Here is a 19,631-nt window from a genome sequence, read left to right as displayed (position 1 = left end):
CGGCCCCTGGTGTGCCCCGGACGCGTCAGGCGCTGGCTGTGCGGGTGCCGGAGGCCGGGGCCGTGCCGCTGACGTCCTTCGACATGGCGATCAGCTCGGTCCTGCGGTGCCGTTCGGTGCCGACCGGGGTGTAGCCGTACTTCCGGTACAGCCGGAGGTTTCCGCCGCTGCGGTGCCCGGCGACGAGGTGGTAGCGCTTTGCCTCCCGCTCCGCGGCGAGCCGCACCTCGACCGCTGCCAGCAGCCGGCCGCCGAGTCCGTGCCGCTGCATCCGGGGGTGCACGAAGAGCCTGTCGATACGGGCGGTTCCCCCGGCGTCGACCGCGCCGCGCACGGAGCCGACGATCTCCTCACCGAGGCGGGCCACGAGTACGCAGCCGGCGGCCATCTCCGCGCGCAGCGCCTCCAGGGACTGGGTCAGCGGGGGGATGGCGTAGTCCCCGTAGGCTTCCGCTTCGCTCTGGAAGCACAGGTACTGGAGTTTGAGGATCTGCTCGGCGTCGCTCTCGTCCGCCGCAGAGATGGTCACGCTCATGCCCATGTGCGCCTGCCTCCCCTGATCATGTTCCCGGGCACGGAGAGATGAGGGTGCCGTGTCCCGGAGTGTCCGCCCTGATGACGCCGATTGCTTCCCGCAGCATTCCCCCGCGTTCAGGTAGCGCAATCCGACGCCGCGAGCATTGTGCGCAGGCAACCCAGACATCGGGAACGTACCGGGCCGAGGCTGCCCTGTGACATTCCCAACTCACGTGCGATCTCGGGGTAGGTGAGGTCCTGCCGGGACATCAGGGCGCGCAGCAGGTCGGGGCAGCGTCCGGGCAGACGCGCGACGGCGCCGGCGAGGACGCGGCGGTGCTCGGCGGCGAGTACGGCGGCCTCCGCCGCGGGGTGCGCCGCAGCGCCCGCCGCCCGGGCCCCGAGGTCCTCGGCGGGCAGGGGCACCTCCCTGCGCACGCGACGCCGCGTGCGCCGTGCCTCCGCCCGTACGGCCGAACGCAGCCATCCGGCGGAGGGCACGGTGCCCGCAGGCTCACGGGGCTGCTCCAGCCAGCGCAGCCACACGGCCTGCTGCAGGTCCTCGGGGTCCGCTCCCGCCGCGGGCCCCTCGGCCGCGCACTCGGCGGCGAGCAACCGGCGCAGCGGCCCGGGCAGTTCACCGGCGGTGGAGCTGTGGGCCCCGGCCGGACGGGCGGCGCGGCGGTGAGCGCCGGGGAGGCCGGGGAGGCCGGGGAGGCCGGGGAGGCCGGGGAGGCCGGGGAGGCCGGGGAGGCCGGGGAGGCCGGGGAAGCCGGGGAGGCCGGTCTCCCCGGCAGGTGCGGCGGTGCAGCCGGGAACGCCGGCGAAGCGGGGGTTCATGCCCTCTCGCGACGCCCTCCCCGGCACTCCGGTTGCCGCCCGGCGGCAACGCCACCCGTGCGGGTGACGCGCCGGCGTGCGTACGGGCTGCTCAGGTGTTCTGTCAGCTGTTCCGGAAGTCGGCTGCGGCAAGCAGGCCGGTGTCCGGGTTGTCGGTGAAGATGCCGTCGATGCCCGTCCCGAAGTAGGCGCGGAACGCGCCGAAGGCGTCCCCGTAGGCGTTGGGGTCGCTGCCGCGCCGGAACTCGAGCGGCAGGAACGTGTTCTCGTTGCGCATGGTGTACGGGTGCAGCACCAGGTCCTGCGCGTGCGCGTCCCGCACCAGCGTGGTCGGCTCCCCGAGGCTGCCGTCCTCGTTCTTCGGGATGACGAGGTCCACCACCGGCCCGATGCCCTTGGCGAAGCGTGCCATCCACTTCAGCCCGTCGGGCTTGACCAGGTCGGCCACGGTACGCGGGTCGCCCGACTCGACGAAGTCCCAGGGCCGGGAGTCCGGCGCGTCCAGCAGGCACACTCCGGGGCAGTCCAGCATCTTGCCCAGGCGCTGGATGCTGCTGGGCTCGAAGGACTGGACGAAGTTCGGCGAGTTCGCCCGGTGGCGTCCGTACGCCCGCAGCAGCTTGGCCAGCTTGGGCTCCAGCTCCAGGCCCAGCTTGCGGAAGTAGGTGGGGTGCTTGGTCTCGATGTGCAGCCACACCGGCCGGCCGCGCCTCTTCGCCTGCTCGGCGGCCCACTTCAGCACGTCCTCGAAGGCAGGCACCTTCCAGCGCCCGTCGTAGAGCGTGTTGTGCGGCCGTGTCTGCGGGATGCGCTCCTTCGCACGCAGCGTGTGCAGTTCGGCAAGGGTGAAGTCCTCGGTGAACCAGCCCGTCAGCTTTGTGCCGTCGACCGTCTTGGTGGTCCTGCGGCCGGCGAACTCCGGATGGTCCGCGACGTCGGTGGTCGCGGTGATGTCGTTCTCGTGACGGCAGACCAGGTGCCCGTCCCTGGTCGGCACGAGGTCCTGCTCGATGACGTCCGCGCCCATGTCGAGGGCGAGTTGGTAGGAACCGAAGGTGTGCTCGGGGCGGTATCCGCTGGCCCCGCGGTGCGCCACGATCGCCGGCACCGGCAGCCTGCCGCCGTGCCGCCCCTCCTCGCGTCCCCGTGCCCTCCCCGCGGCCAGGGCGCTGCCGCCCGTGCCCACCGCCGCTGCCCCCGCGGCGCCCAGTGCGGCCGCTCCGAGCACGAGTCTGCGACCCGGCTGCTGCTGCTGTCCCATGGGCTCTCCTCAGCTCGTCTCATCCGATTGACTCCGCCCGGTGCCCTGCGGGCCGGGCGGACGACTGGCTGATCGTAGATGCGGCTCCACCACGCCGGGGAGGCTTAGGGCCGAACACGCGGGAAACACGATGCAGCAGACACCCGGACGCTCTCGGGGCCCCGCACGCAGAGACGTTGGCCGCGCGCCGTGTCAACTCTGCGTATCAGTGCGGTGAACCCGGTGTGCGGCCCGGGCAGAGCGGCGAGTATCCTTCTCACCTGCGCTTGTGTGCATCCGACCCGTCACCGACCGGAGGAATTCGTTGTCCCGTTTCCGTCTGATCAAGGCACTGCTCGGCCCGCTTCTGCGTGTGCTGTTGCGCCCGCAGGTGGAGGGGGCGGAGCGAATTCCGGGCTCCGGCCCGGTGATTCTGGCCGGCAACCACCTCACGTTCATCGACTCGATGGTGCTTCCGCTGGTCACGGACCGTCAGGTCTTCTTCATCGGCAAGGACGAGTACGTCACGGGCCGCAGTCTCAAGGGCCGTGTGATGGCGTGGTTCTTCACCGGAGTCGGCATGATCCCCGTGGACAGGGACGGCGGCCGCGGCGGTGTCGCCGCGCTGATGACCGGCCGCCGCGTGCTGGAGGGTGGCCAGATCTTCGGCATCTACCCCGAGGGCACCCGCTCCCCCGACGGACGGCTCTACCGCGGCCGTACGGGCATCGCCCGCCTGGCCCTGATGACGGGCGCCCCCGTGGTGCCTTTCGCGATGATCGGCACCGACGCGATCCAGCCGGGCGGCCAGGGTCTGCCCCGCTTCGCTCCGGGGCGGCGCATCGCCGTGCGGTTCGGCGAGCCGCTGGACTTCACCCGCTACGAGGGCATGGACCGCGACCGTTACGTGCTGCGTGCCGTCACGGACGAGGTGATGAGCGAGGTCATGCGCCTGTCCGGCCAGGAGTACGTGGACATCTACGCGACGAAGGCCAAGGCCGCCTGACGCCTCCCCCGGTCCGCCGTCCGGGTGGTGGCGGTCCGCGAGCCGGTTCGTCCGCGGACGGCGGGAAACCCCGCCCGGCCCGGCGAACGCGCGGCGCGGGACGAGCAGCCCCGGCCCGTCGGACGTTGCACCTTCAACCGGCCCCTTCAACGCAAGAAGCGCCGGAAGCCGGCGGTACGGCTCCCGGCGCTCCGTGCTGTGCGGCTCAGGCCGGCCACGTACCGGTCAGGCCCCGGACCCCTGTCGCTCCCCCGCGGTGGAGCACGGCCTTGACCACCCCCGCGATGGCTCCCTTGAGCGCTACGGCGGGGAGTATCTCCTTCCACCCGCGCCCCTCGTCGGTGGCGTCCGGTGCGTCCTCCTCGTGCGTGACCGACTTCCACGCCTTCTCGAAGAGAGCACCGGCGATGACGCCGCCGAGCACCCCGAAGAGGATGCCGAACGGCTTGTAGAGAAGCTTGACCACAGCGCTCACCTCTTCTCGCGCCGTCTGTGCAGGACGACGAAGGTCACCAGGGCAGCGGCCCCGACGCCGCAGAAGACGGCCATCCCGGGGCCGGGCCTGACGAAGCCCTGGTGTGCGGCCTGCTCGGCGGTGTGCTGCACCCGCACCCTGGCCTCGTTCGCCTCGAAGAGGGCCTTGGACTTGGCCTGGGCGGCCATGTCCCGCGCGTGTGTCCGCACGTCCGCCTTGCCGGCGAGCTCGGCGACGGTGTCCGCGAGCTGTTCGCGTGCCCGCTCCACCTCGGACCGCAGCTGCCGGGGGTCGGAGGAAGCGGCCGCACCGGATTTGCGCGTCATCGGTGGGCTCCTTCCTTGATCGCGTCGACGTCGGCCTTGACGCTGTCCAGGGTGCGCTCGGGTTTGGGCGACCCGGCGGAGCCGAGCTGCTGCTTGCCGGCCGCGCCCAGCACGGCCGCGACCAGCAGCAGCCCCCCGGCGACGATCAGGGCCGAGGCCCATACGGGCAGCACCAGGGCGATCGCGGCGATGGCCGCGAAGACCAGCGCCCACAGAGCCAGCACCGCCATGAGGGCCGCCCCGCCGAACATGCCTCCGCCGAAGCCCGCCCGCTTGCCCTTCTCCTTCATCTCGGCCTGCGCCAGACGCATCTCGCTGCGCACCACATCGGTGAGCTGCTCAGACGCCTGCCTGACCAGTTCCGCCGTGGTGTGCTGCGTCTCCTCGGGCCGGTGACGCACAGATCCGATCATCGCGACTCGCCTCGCTTCGTCTCGGGGAGGTCACCCGAGTGCCCCAGCGCTCAGCGGCTACGCGTACGGGGATTCAGCGCCGGGCGCCGGCCCACTCGCGCTGACCGGCGAGATCGTCACGGACTTCGGCCAGCTGCACCGCGACCGCCGAGGGGGCGGTGCCGCCGCGGCCACCGCGTGACGCCAGTGCGCCGGGTACGTTCAGCACCGAGCGGACCCCGGGCGTCAGATGCGGCGAGATCCCGGCGAACTGCTCGTCCGTGAGCTGGTCCAGTTCGGTGCCGCCGCTCTCGCAGACCTTGACGCACTCCCCCGCGACCTCGTGCGCCTCCCGGAAGGGCACCCCCCGCCGCACCAGCCATTCCGCGATGTCGGTGGCGAGCGAGAAACCGGCCGGGGCCAGCTCCGCCATGCGCTCACGGTGCACCGTGAGGGTGGCCATCATGCCGGTGAAGGCGGGCAGCAGGATCTCCAGCTGGTCGCAGGAGTCGAAGACGGGCTCCTTGTCCTCCTGCAGGTCGCGGTTGTACGCCAGCGGCAGGGCCTTGAGCGTGGCGAGCAGCCCGGTGAGGTTGCCGATCAGCCGTCCGGACTTGCCGCGCGCCAGCTCGGCGATGTCGGGGTTCTTCTTCTGGGGCATGATCGAGGAACCGGTGGAGAACGCGTCGTGCAGCGTGACGAAGGAGAACTCCTTCGTGTTCCAGAGGATGATCTCTTCGGCGATCTTGGAGACGTCGACACCGATCATCGCCGTGATGAAGGCGAACTCGGCCACGAAGTCCCGCGAGGCGGTCCCGTCGATCGAGTTGCCGGACGAGCCGTGCTCGAAGCCCAGCTCCGCCGCGACGGCCTCCGGGTCCAGCCCGAGCGAGGACCCGGCGAGCGCGCCGGAGCCGTACGGGGAGACAGCCGTACGGGCGTCCCACTGCCGCAGCCGCTCCGCGTCGCGCGAGAGCGCCTGGGCATGGGCGAGGACGTGGTGGGCGAAGAGCACGGGCTGGGCGTGCTGGAGGTGGGTGCGGCCCGGCATCGCCACGTCCGGGTGCGCCTCGGCCAGCCCGGCCAGCGCCTCCTGGAGGTCGGCCAGCAGGCCGCCGAGGATGCGGGCGTGGTCGCGCAGGTACATGCGGAAGAGCGTGGCCACCTGGTCGTTGCGGGAGCGGCCGGCGCGCAGTTTGCCCCCCAGCTCGCTGCCGAGGCGCTCCAGCAGGCCGCGCTCGAGCGCGGTGTGGACGTCCTCGTCGGCGACGGTGCCGGTGAAGGTGCCGTCCGCGACGTCGCTCTCCAGCCGGTCGAGTCCGGCGAGCATCTGCTGGAGTTCCCCGTCGGTGAGCAGTCCGGCCTTGTGCAGCACGCGGGCGTGTGCGCGGGAGCCGGCGATGTCGTACGGCGCGAGGCGCCAGTCGAAGTGCACGGAGGCGGAGAGCCGGGCGAGTTCCTCGGAGGGCCCGTCGGCGAAACGTCCGCCCCACAGCCGTACGTCCTGGCTCCCGGCGTCGGTCTGCGGCGCTTCGTTGCTGGGCATGGTGGTGCTCTCTCCTCGTGCTCGGTGCAAATGCCGCCTCCCCGCCGGATGCGGCGGGGAGGCGGTGGACGAACTGTGCGCGGCCGGCCCGCCGGGGCGGGTGTGCGGCCGTACGCGGCAGGCTACTGCGCCAGGTCCCGCTTGGCGGCGATCTTGCTGGACATTCCGAAGAGCTCGATGAAGCCCTTGGACAGCGACTGGTCGAAGGTGTCGCCGCTGTCGTAGGTCGCCAGGTTGAAGTCGTAGAGCGACTCCTGGGAGCGCCGTCCGGTCACCACCGCGCGGCCGCCGTGCAGCGTCATCCGGATGTCGCCGCTGACGTGCTCGTTCGCCTCGTCGATGAAGCCGTCCAGGGCGCGCTTGAGCGGGGAGAACCACATGCCGTCGTAGACGAGTTCACTCCAGCGCTGCTCGACCTGCCGCTTGTAGCGGGCCAGTTCCCGCTCGACGGTGACGTTCTCCAGCTCCTGGTGCGCGGTGATCAGCGCGATGCCGCCCGGGGACTCGTACACCTCACGGGACTTGATGCCCACGAGCCGGTCCTCGACCATGTCGATCCGGCCGACACCCTGGGCACCGGCCCGCTCGTTGAGCTGCTGAACGGCCTGCAGCACCGTCACCGGCTTGCCGTCGAGCGCGACGGGGACGCCCGCCTCGAAGGTGATGACGACCTCGTCGGCCTCACGGGGGGTGGCCGGGTTCTCGGTGTACTCGTAGACGTCCTCGATGGGCCCGTTCCAGATGTCCTCCAGGAACCCGGTCTCCACGGCCCGGCCGAAGACGTTCTGGTCGATGGAGTAGGGCGACTTCTTGCTCGTCGCGATCGGCAGGCCCTTCTCCTCGCAGAAGGCGATGGCCTTGTCCCGGGTCATCGCGTAGTCCCGCACGGGGGCGATGCACTTCAGCTGGGGGGCGAGGGAGGAGATCCCGGCCTCGAACCGCACCTGGTCGTTGCCCTTGCCGGTGCAGCCGTGGGCGACGGTGGTCGCGCCGTGCTTCTTCGCGGCGTCCACGAGGTGCTTGACGATGGTGGGCCGCGAGAGGGCCGAGACCAGCGGGTAGCGGTCCATGTAGAGCGCGTTGGCCTTGATCGCCGGAAGGCAGTACTCGTCGGCGAACTCGTCCTTGGCGTCCGCAACCTCGGCCTCGACGGCACCGCAGGCCAGCGCGCGCTTGCGGATGACGTCCAGGTCCTCGCCGCCCTGGCCGACGTCGACGGCGACGGCGACGACCTCGGCCCCGGTCTCCTCGGCGATCCAGCCGATGCAGACGGAGGTGTCAAGGCCGCCGGAGTAGGCGAGTACGACGCGCTCAGTCACGGGGTTCTCCTTACGGTGCATACGCTGATGGGCATAAGTATGCACTCCCCCGTATGCTTCGTCAACGCGGCTGGTCACAGGCTCATGGAACGGCCCGGACGCTCCGGGAGGGCTCAGCGCGAGCCGCCCAGCTCCTCCTCCAGCACCGCCACGTGGCTGTACTCCAGCTGCTCCGGTCTCACCGACGTCAGCAGCGTCAGCGTCCGGCCGGCCGCGCGCTCCCGCAGGCCCTCCAGCGCCTCGCTCGGCTCCGGCCGGGCCAGCTCCTCGCGGTAGCGGGCGGCGAACTCCTCGAAACGGTCGCGGTCGTGCGCGTACCACTTGCGCAGGTCGCCGGAGGGGGCGACCTCCTTGACCCACGCGTCCAGCCGGGCCTCCTCCTTCTTCAGCCCCCGCGGCCACAGCCGGTCCACGAGCACCCTCTGCCCGTCCTCGGCGGGGCGTGCCTCCTCGTACACGCGCCTGACCCTGACCTGTGAGTCTCTCGTCATGGCACCAGCATGGCGGGAAAGCCTGACCAGCGCGCGTCCCGCACGGTGTTCAGGCCCGCGCGGAACGCCCGCCTCCTCATCGGCCCCGGCCGGCCCTGCCTCCCCCGATCCTCTCGAAGTGCTCGTCGCTCACGTCTCCGGACTCGATGGCACGCAGCGCGCCGCGGCGCTCGGCCCGATGCTCAGAGAAACCCGCCCCCGCGTTCCGCCTCACGGAAATGGGGTCCCGGATACCGAGACGGGGCTTGCGCGGCCGCCGTGGAAGGGCGTTCCATCGCGCGGTGCGATCCGAAAAACACATCAGGACCAGCCAGCAGGCCGACGACGACCGGGCCGCCCGGCGTGCCGTGACGATCTTCCCCGTGCTGGTGCTGCTCGCCGGCGCCGTGGGCGTGATCAGTCCGGCCAGCTTCACGGGGGCGGCGGAGGCGGTGCCCTACCTCCTCGGCGTGGTCATGTTCTGCATGGGACTGACCATGACGCCGCCCGACCTCAGAGGCATCGCCAAGCGTCCGTGGGCGGTCGCGCTGGGCGTGGCGGCGCAGTACGTCGTCATGCCGGGGCTCGGCTGGGCGGTCGCCCATGTGCTGGGCCTGCCGCCCCAGCTGGCGGCGGGTGTCATCCTCGTCGGGTGCGCGCCCGGCGGTACCGCCTCCAACGTCGTCACCTACCTCGCGCGCGGCGACGTGGCGCTGTCGGTCTCCGTCACCTCCGTCTCCACGGTCCTCGCACCGCTGCTCACACCGCCGCTCACGCTTCTCCTGGCCGGTGAGCACATGCCGGTCGACGCGGGCGCGATGGTCACGGACATCCTCAAGACGGTGCTGCTGCCGGTGATCGCGGGCATCGTCGTACGGCTGCTGGCCGGCCGTCTCGTGCGGCGTGCCCTGCCGGCGCTGCCCTGGCTGTCGGCACTGACGATCTCCGTGATCGTCACGGTGGTCGTCGCGGGCAGCGCGGACGCCATCAAGTCGGCGGCGGGCCTTGTCCTGCTCGCCGTGGTCCTGCACAACGCCCTGGGTCTGGCCCTCGGTTACGGCGCCGGCAGGCTCAGCGGCCTGGACGAGCCCGCCCGCCGCGCCCTGTGCTTCGAGGTCGGCATGCAGAACTCCGGTCTCGCCGCGTCACTCGCCACGGCCCACTTCAGCCCGCTGGCCGCGCTGCCCGCCGCCGTCTTCTCCGTCTGGCACAACGTCACGGGCGCCGTCCTGGCGGCCTGGTTCTCCCGCCGCGGCCGCTCGCGGGGCTGAGCCGGCCCCCGCCCGCCGGCGGTGCCGGAACCGGGAGGTCTCACCGGCTCGCGACGCCCGGTGGACTGCCCGGCCACAGGTGCACCGTCCTCTCCGCGAGGCCGGCGCCGGGAGGGCGCCGGCCAGTGCACGGTCAGTGCTCCTTCTGGGCCAGGTTCAGCAGGTGTCCGGCCAGGGCCTGCCCGCCCTCCGGGGCGCGGCTGATGAGCAGAAGCGTGTCGTCACCGGCGATGGTGCCGATGATGTCGTGCACGCCCGCCTGGTCGATGGCCGAGGCGAGGAACTGCGCGGCGCCGGGCGGCGTGCGCAGCACCACCAGGTTCGCCGACGCCTCGGCGGAGATGAGGAGTTCACCTGCGAGGCGGGCCATGCGCGCCTCGCTCGCGGACTCTCCCAGCGGCGCCTTCGGTGTCCGGTCGCCGCCCTCGCCGGGAACGGCGTAGATCAGCTCGCCGCCGGTGTTGCGGATCTTCACGGCGCCCAGCTCGTCCAGGTCGCGGGAGAGCGTGGCCTGGGTGACGGAGAGTCCGTCGTCGGCGAGGAGCTTGGCGAGCTGGCTCTGGGAGCGGATCGGCTGACGGTTGAGGATGTCGACGATCCGGCGGTGCCGCGCCGTACGGGTCTGCGGTACGGCCTGGCCCCCGTACCCGTTGCCCAGCTCCTGGTCCTGCGCGTACCCGTCGGTCATCGCCCCGATCCCCTTCGGCTCATCGGCTCGTCCGCCCGCCGTCCACCGCGTCCAGGACACCGGGCAGGGCTCGGACGAGAGCCTCCACCTCGTCCTCGGTGACGATCAGCGGCGGTGCGAGCCGTACGACATCCGGCGCGACCGCGTTGACCAGGAACCCCGCGTCCTGAGCCGCTTGTTGCACGCGCGGTGCGACGGGCTCGGTGAGCACGATACCCAGCAGCAGTCCCGCTCCGCGGACCCGCTCGACGAGCGGATGTCCGAGCGACCAGATCGCGTCACCCAGCCGCGTCCCCAGCCGCTCGGCGCGGGCGGGCAGCTCCTCCGCCTCCAGGGTCTCCAGAACCGCGAGGGCAGCGGCGCAGGCGACGGGGTTGCCGCCGAAGGTGGAGCCGTGCTGACCGGGTGTGAGCAGATCCGCGGCCTCGCCGAAGAGCATCGTCGCGCCGAGCGGCAGGCCGCCGCCCAGCCCCTTGGCGAGGGTGATGATGTCGGGTTCCACGCCCTGCGCCTGGCAGGCGAACCAGTGGCCGGTACGTCCGATACCTGTCTGGATCTCATCCATGACGAGGAGTGTCCCGGTCGCGCGGGTGATCTCGCGGGCCGCGGCCAGATAGCCCTCGGGCGGTACGACGACGCCGTTCTCTCCCTGCACCGGCTCGACGATGACGAGCGCGGTCTCCGTCGTCACGGCGGCGCGCAGCGCCTCGGCGTCCCCGTAGGGCACGTGCGTGACCTCGCCGGGCAGCGGTTCGAAGGGCGCCTGCTTCGCGGGCTGCCCGGTCAGTGCGAGCGCGCCCATGGTGCGGCCGTGGAAGCCGCCCTCGGTGGCGACCATGTGCGTGCGGGAGGTGCGGCGCCCGGCCTTGAAGGCGGCTTCGACGGCCTCGGCACCGGAGTTGCAGAAGTAGACGCGGCCCGGGCGCCCCGCCAGTTCCAGCAGCCGCTCGGCCAGGGCGACCGGCGGTTCGGCGATGAAGAGGTTGGAGACGTGGCCGAGCGTGGCGATCTGCTCGGAGACGGCCCGGACGACCGCCGGGTGCGCGGTCCCCAGCGCGTTGACGGCGATGCCGCCGACGAAGTCGGTGTAGGACCTGCCCCCGGCGTCCCAGAACGTGGAGCCCACGCCGTGCGTCAGGGGCAGCCGCGGGGTTCCGTAGTTGTCGGTCAGCGCGGACTGCCAGCGGCCGGTGAGCTCGGCGTTCCCCGGGCCGGTGTCCCCGCCCCGGCCGGGCGCACCGGTGCCGGAACCCGTGCCGGAGGCTGTGCCTTCGGGGGCGGCGGACCCGGCGCCCCCGCTCGTACCGGTGACGGCGGTGTTCATGGCGTGGGGTCCCCCTCGTGCTTGTCGGGCACGACCATGGTGCCGATGCCCTCGTCGGTGAAGATCTCCAGCAGGATCGAGTGCTGGACCCGGCCGTCCAGGACGCGTGCCGTGCGCACTCCGTTGCGCACGGCGTGCAGACAGCCCTCCATCTTGGGGACCATGCCGCTGGCCAGATCGGGAAGCAGCTTCTCCAGTTCCGCGGCGGTCAGTTCGCTGATCACCTCGTCGCTGTGCGGCCAGTCCGCGTACAGGCCCTCCACGTCGGTGAGCACCATCAGCGTCTCGGCTCCCAGCGCCGCGGCGAGCGCCGCGGCGGCGGTGTCGGCGTTGACGTTGTAGACACCGGTACCGGCGCCGGCCGTGCCGGTACCGGTCTCGGCGTCGGCGCTGCGGGCGATGGAGGAGATGACGGGGATGCGGCCGTCGTCGAGCAGTGCCCGGACCGCGCCGGTGTCGATGGAGTCGATGTCCCCGACGCGGCCGATGTCGACCAGATCCTCGTCCACCCGCGCGTAGCGCTTCGTGGCCGCCATGATGCGGGCGTCCTCACCGGTCATCCCGACGGCGAGCGGGCCGTGCTGGTTGAGCAGGTTGACCAGTTCACGCTGCACCTGCCCGGCGAGCACCATCCGTACGACGTCCATCGTCTCCTCGGTGGTCACCCGCAGCCCGGCCTTGAACTCCGAGTCCAGGCCGAGCCTCGACAGCTGGGCGCTGATCTGCGGCCCGCCGCCGTGCACGACGACGGGACGCAGCCCGGCCTGCCGGAGGAAGACGACGTCCTGCGCGAAGGCGGCCTTCAGCTCCTCGTCCACCATGGCGTTGCCGCCGAACTTGATGACGACGGTCCTGCCGTTGTGCCGGGTGAGCCACGGCAGCGCCTCGATGAGCGTCCGCGCCTTGGGCAGCGCGGTGTGCTTGCGTGCGGGGTGAGGAGGGTGCCGGCTCATGAGCTGTACGCGCTGTTCTCGTGGACGTAGTCGGCCGTCAGGTCGTTGGTCCAGATCACGGCGCGCTCACCGCCGGCGCCGAGGTCGGCGGTGACGGAGACCTCGCGGTAGCGCATGTCGACCTTGCCCCGGTCCTCGCCGGCGGCGCCGTCCTGGCACACCCACACGCCGTTGATCGCGACGTTCAGCCGGTCCGGCTCGAAGACCGCCCCGGTGGTGCCGATGGCCGAGAGCACCCGGCCCCAGTTGGGATCCTCGCCGTGCAGGGCGCACTTGAGGAGGTTGTTGCGCGCGATCGAACGGCCGGCCTCGACCGCGTCCGACTCACTGGCCGCACCCACCACCTCGATGCGGATGTCCTTGGAGGCGCCCTCGGCGTCCCGGATGAGCTGCAGCGCGAGGTCGTCGCACACGGCACGTACGGCCTCGGCGAACTCCGCGCGGTCGGGCACCGCTTCACTGGCGCCGGAGGCCAGCAGCAGCACCGTGTCGTTGGTCGACATGCAGCCGTCGGAGTCGATCCGGTCGAAGGTCGTACGGGTCGCAGCGCGCAGGGCCTCGTCCAGCGCGGCGGTGTCGAGGTCGGCGTCCGTCGTGAGCACGACGAGCATGGTGGCCAGTCCGGGCGCGAGCATGCCGGCGCCCTTGGCCATCCCGCCGACGGTCCACCCGGCCCCGGCCCCGGCTCCGGCCCCGGCTCCGGCTCCGGCTCCGGCTCCCGAACCGCCTTCCCGCACAGCGGTCTTGTGCACCGTGTCGGTGGTCTTGATGGCCATGGCGGCCTTCTCACCGCCGTGCGGCGAGAGCAGGCCCGCGGCCTCGTCGATGCCCGGCAGCAGCTTGTCCATGGGGAGGCGGATGCCGATCAGTCCGGTGGAGGCGACGGCGACCTCACCGGCGCTGTGGCCGAGCACCCGCGCCGCGTGTTCGGCGGTGGCGTGGGTGTCCTGGAAGCCGGGCGGACCCGTACAGGCGTTGGCGCCGCCGGAGTTGAGGACGACCGAGGTGACCGCACCCGACTTGAGCACCTGCTGGGACCAGAGCACCGGGGCGGCCTTGACACGGTTGGCGGTGAAGACGCCGGCCGCCGCGCGGCGCGGTCCTTCGTTGACCACCAGAGCCAGGTCGGGGCCGCCGCTGTCCTTGAGCCCGGCGGCGACGCCCGCGGCCGTGAATCCCTTCGGCGCTGTCACGCTCACTGTGCTTCTCCGTTCGCTTCGCCGGCGCCCCGGGGCCCGGTGGCCCCGTCACTCACGGGGCGAGCCCCACGGCCGGCAGACCGAGTTCCTCGGGATACCCGAGGGCGATGTTCATGCTCTGCACCGCGCCGCCCGCGGTGCCCTTGGTGAGGTTGTCCAGGGCACTGACGACGATGAGGCGCCCGGCGTCCTCATCGAGGGCGGTCTGCAGGTGGACGGTGTTGGAGCCGGTCACGGACGCCGTGGCCGGCCACGTGCCCTCGGGGAGCAGCGTGACGAACGGCTCGTCCCGGTACGCCTTCTCGTAGGCCTCCCGCAGCGCCTCCTCCCCGGTGCCGGGCACCGCCCTCGCACTGCAGGTGGCGAGGATGCCGCGCGGCATGGGGGCGAGTGTGGGGGTGAAGGAGACACTGACGCGTTCCCCGGCGGCCGCCGAGAGGTTCTGGATCATCTCGGGGGTGTGCCGGTGGGTACCGCCCACGCCGTACGGGCTCATGGAGCCCATCACCTCACTGCCCAGCAGGTGCGGCTTGAGGGCCTTGCCCGCGCCCGAGGTGCCGGTGGCCGCGACGACGACGGCCTCCGGCTCGGCCAGCCCTGCCGCGTAGGCAGGGGCGAGCGCCAGGGAGACGGCAGTCGGATAGCAGCCGGGAACGGCGACGCGCGAGGCGTCCCGCAGCGCCGCTCGCGCGCCGGGCAGCTCCGGCAGACCGTATGGCCAGCTCCCGGCGTGCGGAGTTCCGTAGAAGCGCTGCCACTGGTGCGCGTCGGTCAGCCGGAAGTCCGCACCGCAGTCCACGACGAGCACGTCCTCGCCCAGCTCCCCGGCGACCGCGGCGGACTGCCCGTGCGGCAGCGCGAGGAAGACGACGTCGTGGCCGGCCAGCTCGGAGGGCGAGGTCTCCACCAGCACGCGGTCCGCGTAGGGGCTCAGGTGGGGCTGGAGCGCGCCGAGCCGGGCACCGGCGTTGGAGTTCGCGGTGACCGCCCCGACCTCGACCTCGGGGTGCGCGGCCAGCAGACGCAGGATCTCCCCGCCCGCGTACCCGCTCGCCCCCGCGACTGCCGCTCGTACTGCCATCCGGATCGAACCCTCCTCGTTGAGAGTATGACTATACGCAGCACGGCAGCTTTATGCAAAGCCGGTGGCGGTGAACTCCCGTCACCGCGTCGGCGTGTATCCGCCGCCGGGCACGGACACGGAAGCCATTGGCCGCCCGGCGCTCGCCCCAGAGGCGGGGCGCCCGGTCACCTTCGTGGCGCTGCGCCGACTCAGCGGTCCAGGCAGCAGTCACCGCACTTGCCCCCGGAGGGAACGCGGTAGAACAGGCAGCAACTGCGGCGCCGGAAGGACAGGTCGGGAGCGACGAGATCCCCGGTGCCGGCCAACCGCCCACGCGCGAGCAGGCCGCTCACGAGCGGGGTGAGCCGCGCACGCAGTCCGGGGCGGAGATGCAGGATCGCGCGGGCCGCCCCGATGAGCGCCGAGGCGGCGTTGCCGTCCAGCAACCGCGGGGCGACCTTGACGCGAAGTCCCGCGGCGAAGGCGTCCAAGTGCTGTTCCATCACGAGCCGGTACAGCGCCTCCACCGCATCCGGGAGCGGCCCGGCTCGTCGGCCCGCGGCGGCCGGCAGCCGCAGGGCCGCTCCGTCGTCGGCGCGGTGCAGGGCGTCGAAGTCGGGTATGACGCCGTGGGCGACGGTGCAGGCCAGCGCGGGCGACCACAGGCGGGCGGCGTGGCCGAGCTGCACGATCGAGGCGGGGATGCGCTCCTCCTGCGTGCCGTAGCGCGCCCCGCAGGTCTGGATCAGGTCCGCGTATCCGCGCGCGTAGGACTCGCGCACCGGGTGCCAGCCCCGGTCCTCCCCGCCGAGGTGGACGGTGAAGAACGGGCCGAGGGACGCAGCGTCGGTCAGCGCCTCCGCCGCCGAGTGGGCGGGGACGGGTCCGGAGGCGGTCATCGGCTCACCCGCGTTCCCGGTCCGCGGTCCCGGACGGGCGAGCGGGGCGTCTTCACACGGCCCGGTGCGGTGAAGGAGTACAGGGTGAGAACGCCGGACAGCGGAGCGGCTCCGGGGACTCCGGCCCGCAGGCGTGCGGTCTGCTCGGCGTGCTCGGCTCCAGTCACCTCCGGGCCTCCGCAGCAGCAGTCCCGGCACACGGTGACCCGGCACGGCAACGGCCCGTTCGGCCTTTCGGGCATGACGCCCTCCTGCCTCTCCGGGGAAGTCCGCCCCGGCTTCGTCGAGGACGCGAGTCGTGGGAGTCTCCTGGCTCTCGGGTCGTCGCTCGTCCCGGCCTTCCCACCGCGTGCGGGCAGTGGCCTGTGTGGGATTCGCTCACCGATCACAGTGGCGGGACCGCGCCGGATTCACACCGGCTTCCTCATTCCGCGCTCGCCTGGTTCCCCGTCATCATGGCACCTTCACCCGGCGCCGCTCACAGCTCGGTCCGTGATCGCCGACCGATGACGCCGTGACCTGGGAGACCGTGACCTGGGAGAAGCCGCACGGGGTCACCGACAACGGGTCATCACTTCGGCGCTGCCGGTGGGGACTTCGTATTCTCCGGCCGGCCGACGCGGCCGGAGAGCTGCTCGCTGCGCGGGCCGGCCCGAGACGGTCGCTGGTTGCCGTCGGCGTCCGTTGAGTGCTGCGACCAGTGGCACGCACGCAGCGCCGTCGGCGACAGACCTGTGGCCTCCTTGACCTTGCGCGCGAAATGGAAGCTCGTCTTGAAGCCCGAGCACGCCGCGATCGATCCGACGGGCAGCCCCGAACTGGTCAACAGCTCGATACCGTGAGTGACGCGTCGGTCCCACAGGTAGCGCATGGGTGTGGTGTTCATGTGCTCACGGAACAGGCGCACCAAGTGCTCAGGACTCACCCTCGCGACCGTGGCGAGGGCTGCCAGGTCGATGTCGCTCTGGACGTTGCGGTGGATGAACAGCCGTGCGTCCTCGATGGGCGCCGGCAGCGCAGCGGGCAGATTCTCGAACTCGGCGATGAAGCGCCACAGCAGTGCCGTGGCCAGCGCGTCGACCAGTGCGCCCTGGGCGGTGAGACGGGTCTGTTCCGTGATCAGAGCCTCGCGCGCCATGTACGTCAGGGCGGAGGACAACGGTCTGGTCGGGCGCAGCTCCTCCAGCCACCGGTTCATCTGCGGGGTGAGTTCGTCGAGTTCGCCGCGTACGAGCGTCTGGCGGGTCTCGGCGCCCTGGGCGAAGCCGATCACCTCGGTGTGCCCGGGCAGCAGGATGCACATCTGCCCCCCGGGAACGGCGTACGGATCGCGGTCGTCCACGTGCACGACCATCGTTCCGGAATGGATCAGCATCAGCTGAACATTGCCCTGCACCCGGGGCCCGATACGGGAGCCAGGAGGGTGGACGACGCTGCGGACCACGGAATTGACGATTCTCAGGCGCCGGGAGGCGGTATCAATTCCAGACACAGGCTTGCTCACTCTGGCCATGTTGCCGGCGCTTTTGCGGTGGTGAGATCTCGGCATGACCGAGATTGAGACACAACTTCTCGTGGTCGGCGGTGGTCTGGGCGGCGTCTCGGCAGCCCTGGCCGCGGCGCGACGTGGCGTGAGCGTTGTCCTGACCGAGCCGACCGACTGGCTCGGCGGCGTCCTCACGAGCCAGGGGGTCCCCCCGGACGAGCACGTGTGGATCGAGCAGTTCGGCTGCACAGCCACCTACCGCGGTTTCCGTGAGGCTGTTCGCTCCTACTACCGCCGCCACTACCCCTTGACCGAGGCGGCCCGCTGCACGGTGGCCTTCAATCCCGGCTCCGCCAAGGTCTCCGACCTCTGCCACGAGCCGCGTGTGTCCCTCGCCGTGCTCGAGGCTCTCCTCGCGCCGCACCGGGCGTCCGGGCGCATCCGTGTGCTGATGGAGCACGAACCGGTCTCCGCGACGGAGACCGGCGACCCCGACACACTGGAGTCGATCACTCTGCGTGATCGCCGTACTGGTGACCTCAGGACGGTGAGCGCTGCCTGGTTCGTCGATGCGACGGAGACCGGCGACCTGCTGCCGCTGGCCGGCGTCGAGTACGTCACCGGCGCGGAGTCGCGGGACGCCACCGGTGAACCGCACGCTCCGGAACTGCCGGCCCCACTCAACATGCAGCCGGTCTCGGTGTGCCTCGCACTCGACCACATCGACGGCGGGGACTTCACCGTCGCGCGCCCCGACAGCTACGAACACTTCGCGACCTCTTCGGCGACGGACTGGCCGGGCGGCCGGCTCTCGCTGACCGCGCCCCATCCCAAGACGCTCGCGCCCTCGCACCACACGTTCATCCCGAACCCCGTCGAGGACCACACGCTCATCCGCCCGGACTACGCGGACCAGCGGGTGGGGCGCCTGGACCGCAACCTGTGGACCTTCCGCCGCATCGCGGCAGCCCGGAACTTTCTGCCCGATGCCTACGCGTCCGACATCACGCTGGTGAACTGGCCGCAGGTGGACTACTGGGACGGTCCCGTCTTCGATGTTCCCGCGGAGCAGGTCGCCTTCCACCTCGGCCGGGCCCGTGAGCTGTCGCTGAGCCTGCTGTACTGGCTGCAGACCGCCGCTCCGCGTCCCGACGGCGGCACCGGCTGGCCGGGGCTGCGTCTGCGTGGCGATGTGCTGGGCGACAGCTCCGACGGGCTGGCCAAGGCGCCTTACATCCGCGAGTCGCGTCGCATCGTGGCCGAGCACACGGTCGTCGAGCAGGAGATCTCCCTGGAGATTCGCGGGAACCGCGGCGCCGTGCAGCACCGCGACAGCGTCGGGGTCGGCATGTACCGCATCGACCTGCATCCCTCCACCGGCGGCGACTCCTACATCGACATCGGCTGCTGCCCGTTCGAGCTGCCCCTGGGCGCGCTCATCCCCGTGCGGGTCACCAACCTGCTCGCCGGCGCGAAGAACATCGGCACCACCCACATCACCAACGGCGCCTACCGGATGCCCCTGGTCGAGTGGAACATCGGCGAGGTCGACGGCCACCTCATCGGCTTCTGCGCGGACCGGGACATCACCCCCTCCCAGGTACGCGCCGACGACAAACTGCTCGAGGAGTTCCAGGCCGAGCTGGACGCCGTCGGCGTCGAGCGTCACTGGCCGAAGATCGTCGGCTACTGACGATCACCACTGAAGTGCCTCGGCGCTCGGCCTGCCGTTCCAACCCGCCGGCCGGCGGGTTGGAACGGCGGACCTCGAACACCCCAACCACGCCGTACGAAGAAGTGAAGCCGACCGGTCCCCGGCGGCCCCATGAGAACTGTGCGCCGTGAAGTCGCTGGTCGCGTTCGCGTCCCCGTGACCGCGCGGAGGGGACCTGCTTGACCTTGACACGGTGACAGGGCCTTCACTTCCTTCCATGGAGGTGGTCCCGATGACGGTCACGGGAGAGGACATGGATGCGGTGCGGGCGCTGGAGGGTCTGGAGGACGGTCGCTCGTCCGTGCGGCTGCGGGTTGCTCTGGCGGCCGGGACGACGCCTGACCCGCGCTTCGTCGACAAGCTCATCGAGCGGTGCGCCGTCGAGCCCGAGTTCTTCGTCCGCGACATGCTGACCTGGGCGCTCACCCGCCACCCGGCGTCCATGACGGTTCCCGCGCTGCTCCGCGAAGTCCGCTCGGAGCCTGCGCGGGCACGGAGCCAGGCGCTGCACACGCTGTCCAAGATCGGGGACCGGCAGGCGTGGCCGGCGCTCACACGGGCGCTGCTGTCCGACGCCGACGACGAGGTGGCGCGGAGCGCCTGGCGGGCGGCGGCCGTGCTCGTGCCGGAGGGCGAGGAGTCCGACCTGGCCGCGGTGCTGGCGACGCAGCTCGGGCGCGGTGGGCGGGAGTTGCAGCTGAGTCTCAGCCGGGCCCTGGTCGCGCTGGGGGAAGTGATCGTGCCGCCTCTTCGGGCTGCGACGACGGTCCCCGACCCGGGCGTGCGTGCGCACGCGCTCGCCACGCAACGGCTGCTGCAGGACCCGGACGCCGGATTCGGGCCGGCGATCGAGGAGGCAAGGCGCATCGTGGCTCTCGGGCCCGGTCAGGAGGGACGATAGGGC

The 19,631-nt window shown here is 71.7% G+C and carries 20 protein-coding genes and 1 riboswitch; of the genes, 4 read left to right on the top strand and 16 right to left on the bottom strand.

Features of this window, described 5'->3' with window-relative positions:
- Positions 1-25: 25 nt before the first annotated feature.
- The 3 genes from H343_RS0113365 to H343_RS0113355 all read right to left on the bottom strand — a co-directional run bounded on the left by H343_RS0113365 (position 26) and on the right by H343_RS0113355 (position 2,617).
- Positions 26-541, bottom strand: coding sequence for a GNAT family N-acetyltransferase (locus H343_RS0113365; RefSeq protein WP_028431565.1), 516 nt, complete (start codon positions 539-541; stop codon positions 26-28).
- A 110-nt stretch (positions 542-651) separates the two neighbouring features.
- On the bottom strand, positions 652-1,356 hold the full coding sequence (locus tag H343_RS30460) for a sigma-70 family RNA polymerase sigma factor (RefSeq protein ID WP_486586894.1): 705 nt from the start codon (positions 1,354-1,356) through the stop codon (positions 652-654).
- Between the two features lie 103 nt (positions 1,357-1,459).
- Entirely contained in the window at positions 1,460-2,617 is a 1,158-nt protein-coding gene (locus H343_RS0113355; RefSeq protein WP_028431564.1) for a glycerophosphodiester phosphodiesterase, read from the bottom strand.
- Between the two features lie 304 nt (positions 2,618-2,921).
- On the opposite strand from H343_RS0113355, the gene H343_RS0113350 reads away from it, so the two are divergent.
- Positions 2,922-3,602 carry a lysophospholipid acyltransferase family protein gene (locus H343_RS0113350; RefSeq protein ID WP_028431563.1) on the top strand — a complete coding sequence of 227 codons (681 nt, stop codon included), beginning with the start codon at positions 2,922-2,924 and terminating at the stop codon, positions 3,600-3,602.
- 205 nt (positions 3,603-3,807) lie between these two features.
- Here H343_RS0113350 and H343_RS0113345 read toward each other — a convergent pair whose 3' ends face one another.
- From H343_RS0113345 to H343_RS0113320, 6 genes are all read right to left on the bottom strand, one after another.
- On the bottom strand, positions 3,808-4,068 hold the full coding sequence (locus H343_RS0113345; protein WP_028431562.1) for a DUF4235 domain-containing protein: 261 nt from the start codon (positions 4,066-4,068) through the stop codon (positions 3,808-3,810).
- 5 nt (positions 4,069-4,073) lie between these two features.
- Positions 4,074-4,403 carry a DUF3618 domain-containing protein gene (locus H343_RS30455; RefSeq protein ID WP_051265146.1) on the bottom strand — a complete coding sequence of 110 codons (330 nt, stop codon included), beginning with the start codon at positions 4,401-4,403 and terminating at the stop codon, positions 4,074-4,076.
- On the bottom strand, positions 4,400-4,816 hold the full coding sequence (locus H343_RS0113335) for a phage holin family protein (RefSeq protein WP_051265144.1): 417 nt from the start codon (positions 4,814-4,816) through the stop codon (positions 4,400-4,402). The genes H343_RS30455 and H343_RS0113335 overlap by 4 nt, the downstream gene beginning before the upstream one ends.
- 73 nt (positions 4,817-4,889) lie before the next feature.
- Positions 4,890-6,341: an argininosuccinate lyase gene (gene argH, locus H343_RS0113330; RefSeq protein WP_028431560.1), complete on the bottom strand. Its 1,452-nt coding sequence runs from the start codon at positions 6,339-6,341 to the stop codon at positions 4,890-4,892.
- 122 nt (positions 6,342-6,463) lie between these two features.
- Positions 6,464-7,660 (bottom strand): argininosuccinate synthase, encoded by a 1,197-nt coding sequence (locus H343_RS0113325; protein WP_028431559.1) that lies wholly within the window; start codon positions 7,658-7,660, stop codon positions 6,464-6,466.
- A gap of 113 nt (positions 7,661-7,773) precedes the next feature.
- Positions 7,774-8,151 (bottom strand): DUF488 family protein, N3 subclade, encoded by a 378-nt coding sequence (locus tag H343_RS0113320; RefSeq protein WP_028431558.1) that lies wholly within the window; start codon positions 8,149-8,151, stop codon positions 7,774-7,776.
- Positions 8,152-8,432: 281 nt separating this feature from the next.
- Here H343_RS0113320 and H343_RS0113315 point away from each other — a divergent pair, with 281 nt between their 5' ends.
- The gene (locus H343_RS0113315) at positions 8,433-9,401 is read left to right on the top strand and encodes a bile acid:sodium symporter family protein (RefSeq protein WP_051265142.1); all 969 of its coding nucleotides are present in this window, start codon (positions 8,433-8,435) and stop codon (positions 9,399-9,401) included.
- A gap of 133 nt (positions 9,402-9,534) precedes the next feature.
- Here the strand turns inward: H343_RS0113315 and H343_RS0113310 are convergent, their stop codons facing one another.
- The 7 genes from H343_RS0113310 to H343_RS33585 all read right to left on the bottom strand — a co-directional run bounded on the left by H343_RS0113310 (position 9,535) and on the right by H343_RS33585 (position 17,040).
- Positions 9,535-10,089 (bottom strand): arginine repressor, encoded by a 555-nt coding sequence (locus H343_RS0113310; protein ID WP_028431556.1) that lies wholly within the window; start codon positions 10,087-10,089, stop codon positions 9,535-9,537.
- A gap of 19 nt (positions 10,090-10,108) precedes the next feature.
- Complete coding sequence (locus tag H343_RS30450) at positions 10,109-11,413, bottom strand: acetylornithine transaminase (protein ID WP_078505562.1); 1,305 nt, start codon at positions 11,411-11,413, stop codon at positions 10,109-10,111.
- A complete protein-coding gene (gene argB / locus H343_RS0113300) occupies positions 11,410-12,366 on the bottom strand; it encodes an acetylglutamate kinase (RefSeq protein ID WP_028431555.1) in 957 nt (318 codons plus the stop codon). The genes H343_RS30450 and argB overlap by 4 nt, the downstream gene beginning before the upstream one ends.
- The gene (gene argJ / locus H343_RS0113295) at positions 12,363-13,565 is read right to left on the bottom strand and encodes a bifunctional glutamate N-acetyltransferase/amino-acid acetyltransferase ArgJ (protein WP_028431554.1); all 1,203 of its coding nucleotides are present in this window, start codon (positions 13,563-13,565) and stop codon (positions 12,363-12,365) included. The genes argB and argJ overlap by 4 nt, the downstream gene beginning before the upstream one ends.
- A 52-nt stretch (positions 13,566-13,617) precedes the next feature.
- On the bottom strand, positions 13,618-14,646 hold the full coding sequence (gene argC / locus H343_RS0113290) for an N-acetyl-gamma-glutamyl-phosphate reductase (protein ID WP_028431553.1): 1,029 nt from the start codon (positions 14,644-14,646) through the stop codon (positions 13,618-13,620).
- A 191-nt stretch (positions 14,647-14,837) separates the two neighbouring features.
- Complete coding sequence (locus H343_RS0113285; protein WP_028431552.1) at positions 14,838-15,527, bottom strand: (2Fe-2S)-binding protein; 690 nt, start codon at positions 15,525-15,527, stop codon at positions 14,838-14,840.
- A 302-nt stretch (positions 15,528-15,829) separates the two neighbouring features.
- Positions 15,830-15,953: riboswitch (cobalamin riboswitch) on the bottom strand.
- Positions 15,954-16,098: 145 nt separating this feature from the next.
- A complete protein-coding gene (locus H343_RS33585) occupies positions 16,099-17,040 on the bottom strand; it encodes a helix-turn-helix transcriptional regulator (protein ID WP_486586893.1) in 942 nt (313 codons plus the stop codon).
- A gap of 34 nt (positions 17,041-17,074) precedes the next feature.
- On the opposite strand from H343_RS33585, the gene H343_RS0113270 reads away from it, so the two are divergent.
- Positions 17,075-18,706 (top strand): FAD-dependent oxidoreductase, encoded by a 1,632-nt coding sequence (locus H343_RS0113270; RefSeq protein ID WP_028431551.1) that lies wholly within the window; start codon positions 17,075-17,077, stop codon positions 18,704-18,706.
- Between the two features lie 253 nt (positions 18,707-18,959).
- Positions 18,960-19,628, top strand: coding sequence for a HEAT repeat domain-containing protein (locus tag H343_RS0113265; RefSeq protein WP_028431550.1), 669 nt, complete (start codon positions 18,960-18,962; stop codon positions 19,626-19,628).
- The last annotated feature ends 3 nt before the right edge of the window (positions 19,629-19,631 follow it).

This window comes from Streptomyces sp. TAA204 (assembly GCF_000424965.1).
This window is presented reverse-complemented; position numbering and strand designations above follow the sequence as displayed.

What these genes read in the sequence shown, in the direction of transcription:
- H343_RS0113365 (WP_028431565.1), bottom strand. Translation starts at nt 541, where the DNA reads ATGGGCATGAGCGTGACCATCTCTGCGGCGGACGAGAGCGACGCCGAG.
- H343_RS30460 (WP_486586894.1), bottom strand. Translation starts at nt 1,356, where the DNA reads ATGAACCCCCGCTTCGCCGGCGTTCCCGGCTGCACCGCCGCACCTGCC.
- H343_RS0113355 (WP_028431564.1), bottom strand. Translation starts at nt 2,617, where the DNA reads ATGGGACAGCAGCAGCAGCCGGGTCGCAGACTCGTGCTCGGAGCGGCC.
- H343_RS30455 (WP_051265146.1), bottom strand. Translation starts at nt 4,403, where the DNA reads ATGACGCGCAAATCCGGTGCGGCCGCTTCCTCCGACCCCCGGCAGCTG.
- H343_RS0113335 (WP_051265144.1), bottom strand. Translation starts at nt 4,816, where the DNA reads ATGATCGGATCTGTGCGTCACCGGCCCGAGGAGACGCAGCACACCACG.
- argH (WP_028431560.1), bottom strand. Translation starts at nt 6,341, where the DNA reads ATGCCCAGCAACGAAGCGCCGCAGACCGACGCCGGGAGCCAGGACGTA.
- H343_RS0113320 (WP_028431558.1), bottom strand. Translation starts at nt 8,151, where the DNA reads ATGACGAGAGACTCACAGGTCAGGGTCAGGCGCGTGTACGAGGAGGCA.
- H343_RS0113310 (WP_028431556.1), bottom strand. Translation starts at nt 10,089, where the DNA reads ATGACCGACGGGTACGCGCAGGACCAGGAGCTGGGCAACGGGTACGGG.
- H343_RS30450 (WP_078505562.1), bottom strand. Translation starts at nt 11,413, where the DNA reads ATGAACACCGCCGTCACCGGTACGAGCGGGGGCGCCGGGTCCGCCGCC.
- argB (WP_028431555.1), bottom strand. Translation starts at nt 12,366, where the DNA reads ATGAGCCGGCACCCTCCTCACCCCGCACGCAAGCACACCGCGCTGCCC.
- argC (WP_028431553.1), bottom strand. Translation starts at nt 14,646, where the DNA reads ATGGCAGTACGAGCGGCAGTCGCGGGGGCGAGCGGGTACGCGGGCGGG.
- H343_RS0113285 (WP_028431552.1), bottom strand. Translation starts at nt 15,527, where the DNA reads ATGACCGCCTCCGGACCCGTCCCCGCCCACTCGGCGGCGGAGGCGCTG.
- H343_RS33585 (WP_486586893.1), bottom strand. Translation starts at nt 17,040, where the DNA reads ATGGCCAGAGTGAGCAAGCCTGTGTCTGGAATTGATACCGCCTCCCGG.
- H343_RS0113270 (WP_028431551.1), top strand. Translation starts at nt 17,075, where the DNA reads ATGACCGAGATTGAGACACAACTTCTCGTGGTCGGCGGTGGTCTGGGC.
- H343_RS0113265 (WP_028431550.1), top strand. Translation starts at nt 18,960, where the DNA reads ATGACGGTCACGGGAGAGGACATGGATGCGGTGCGGGCGCTGGAGGGT.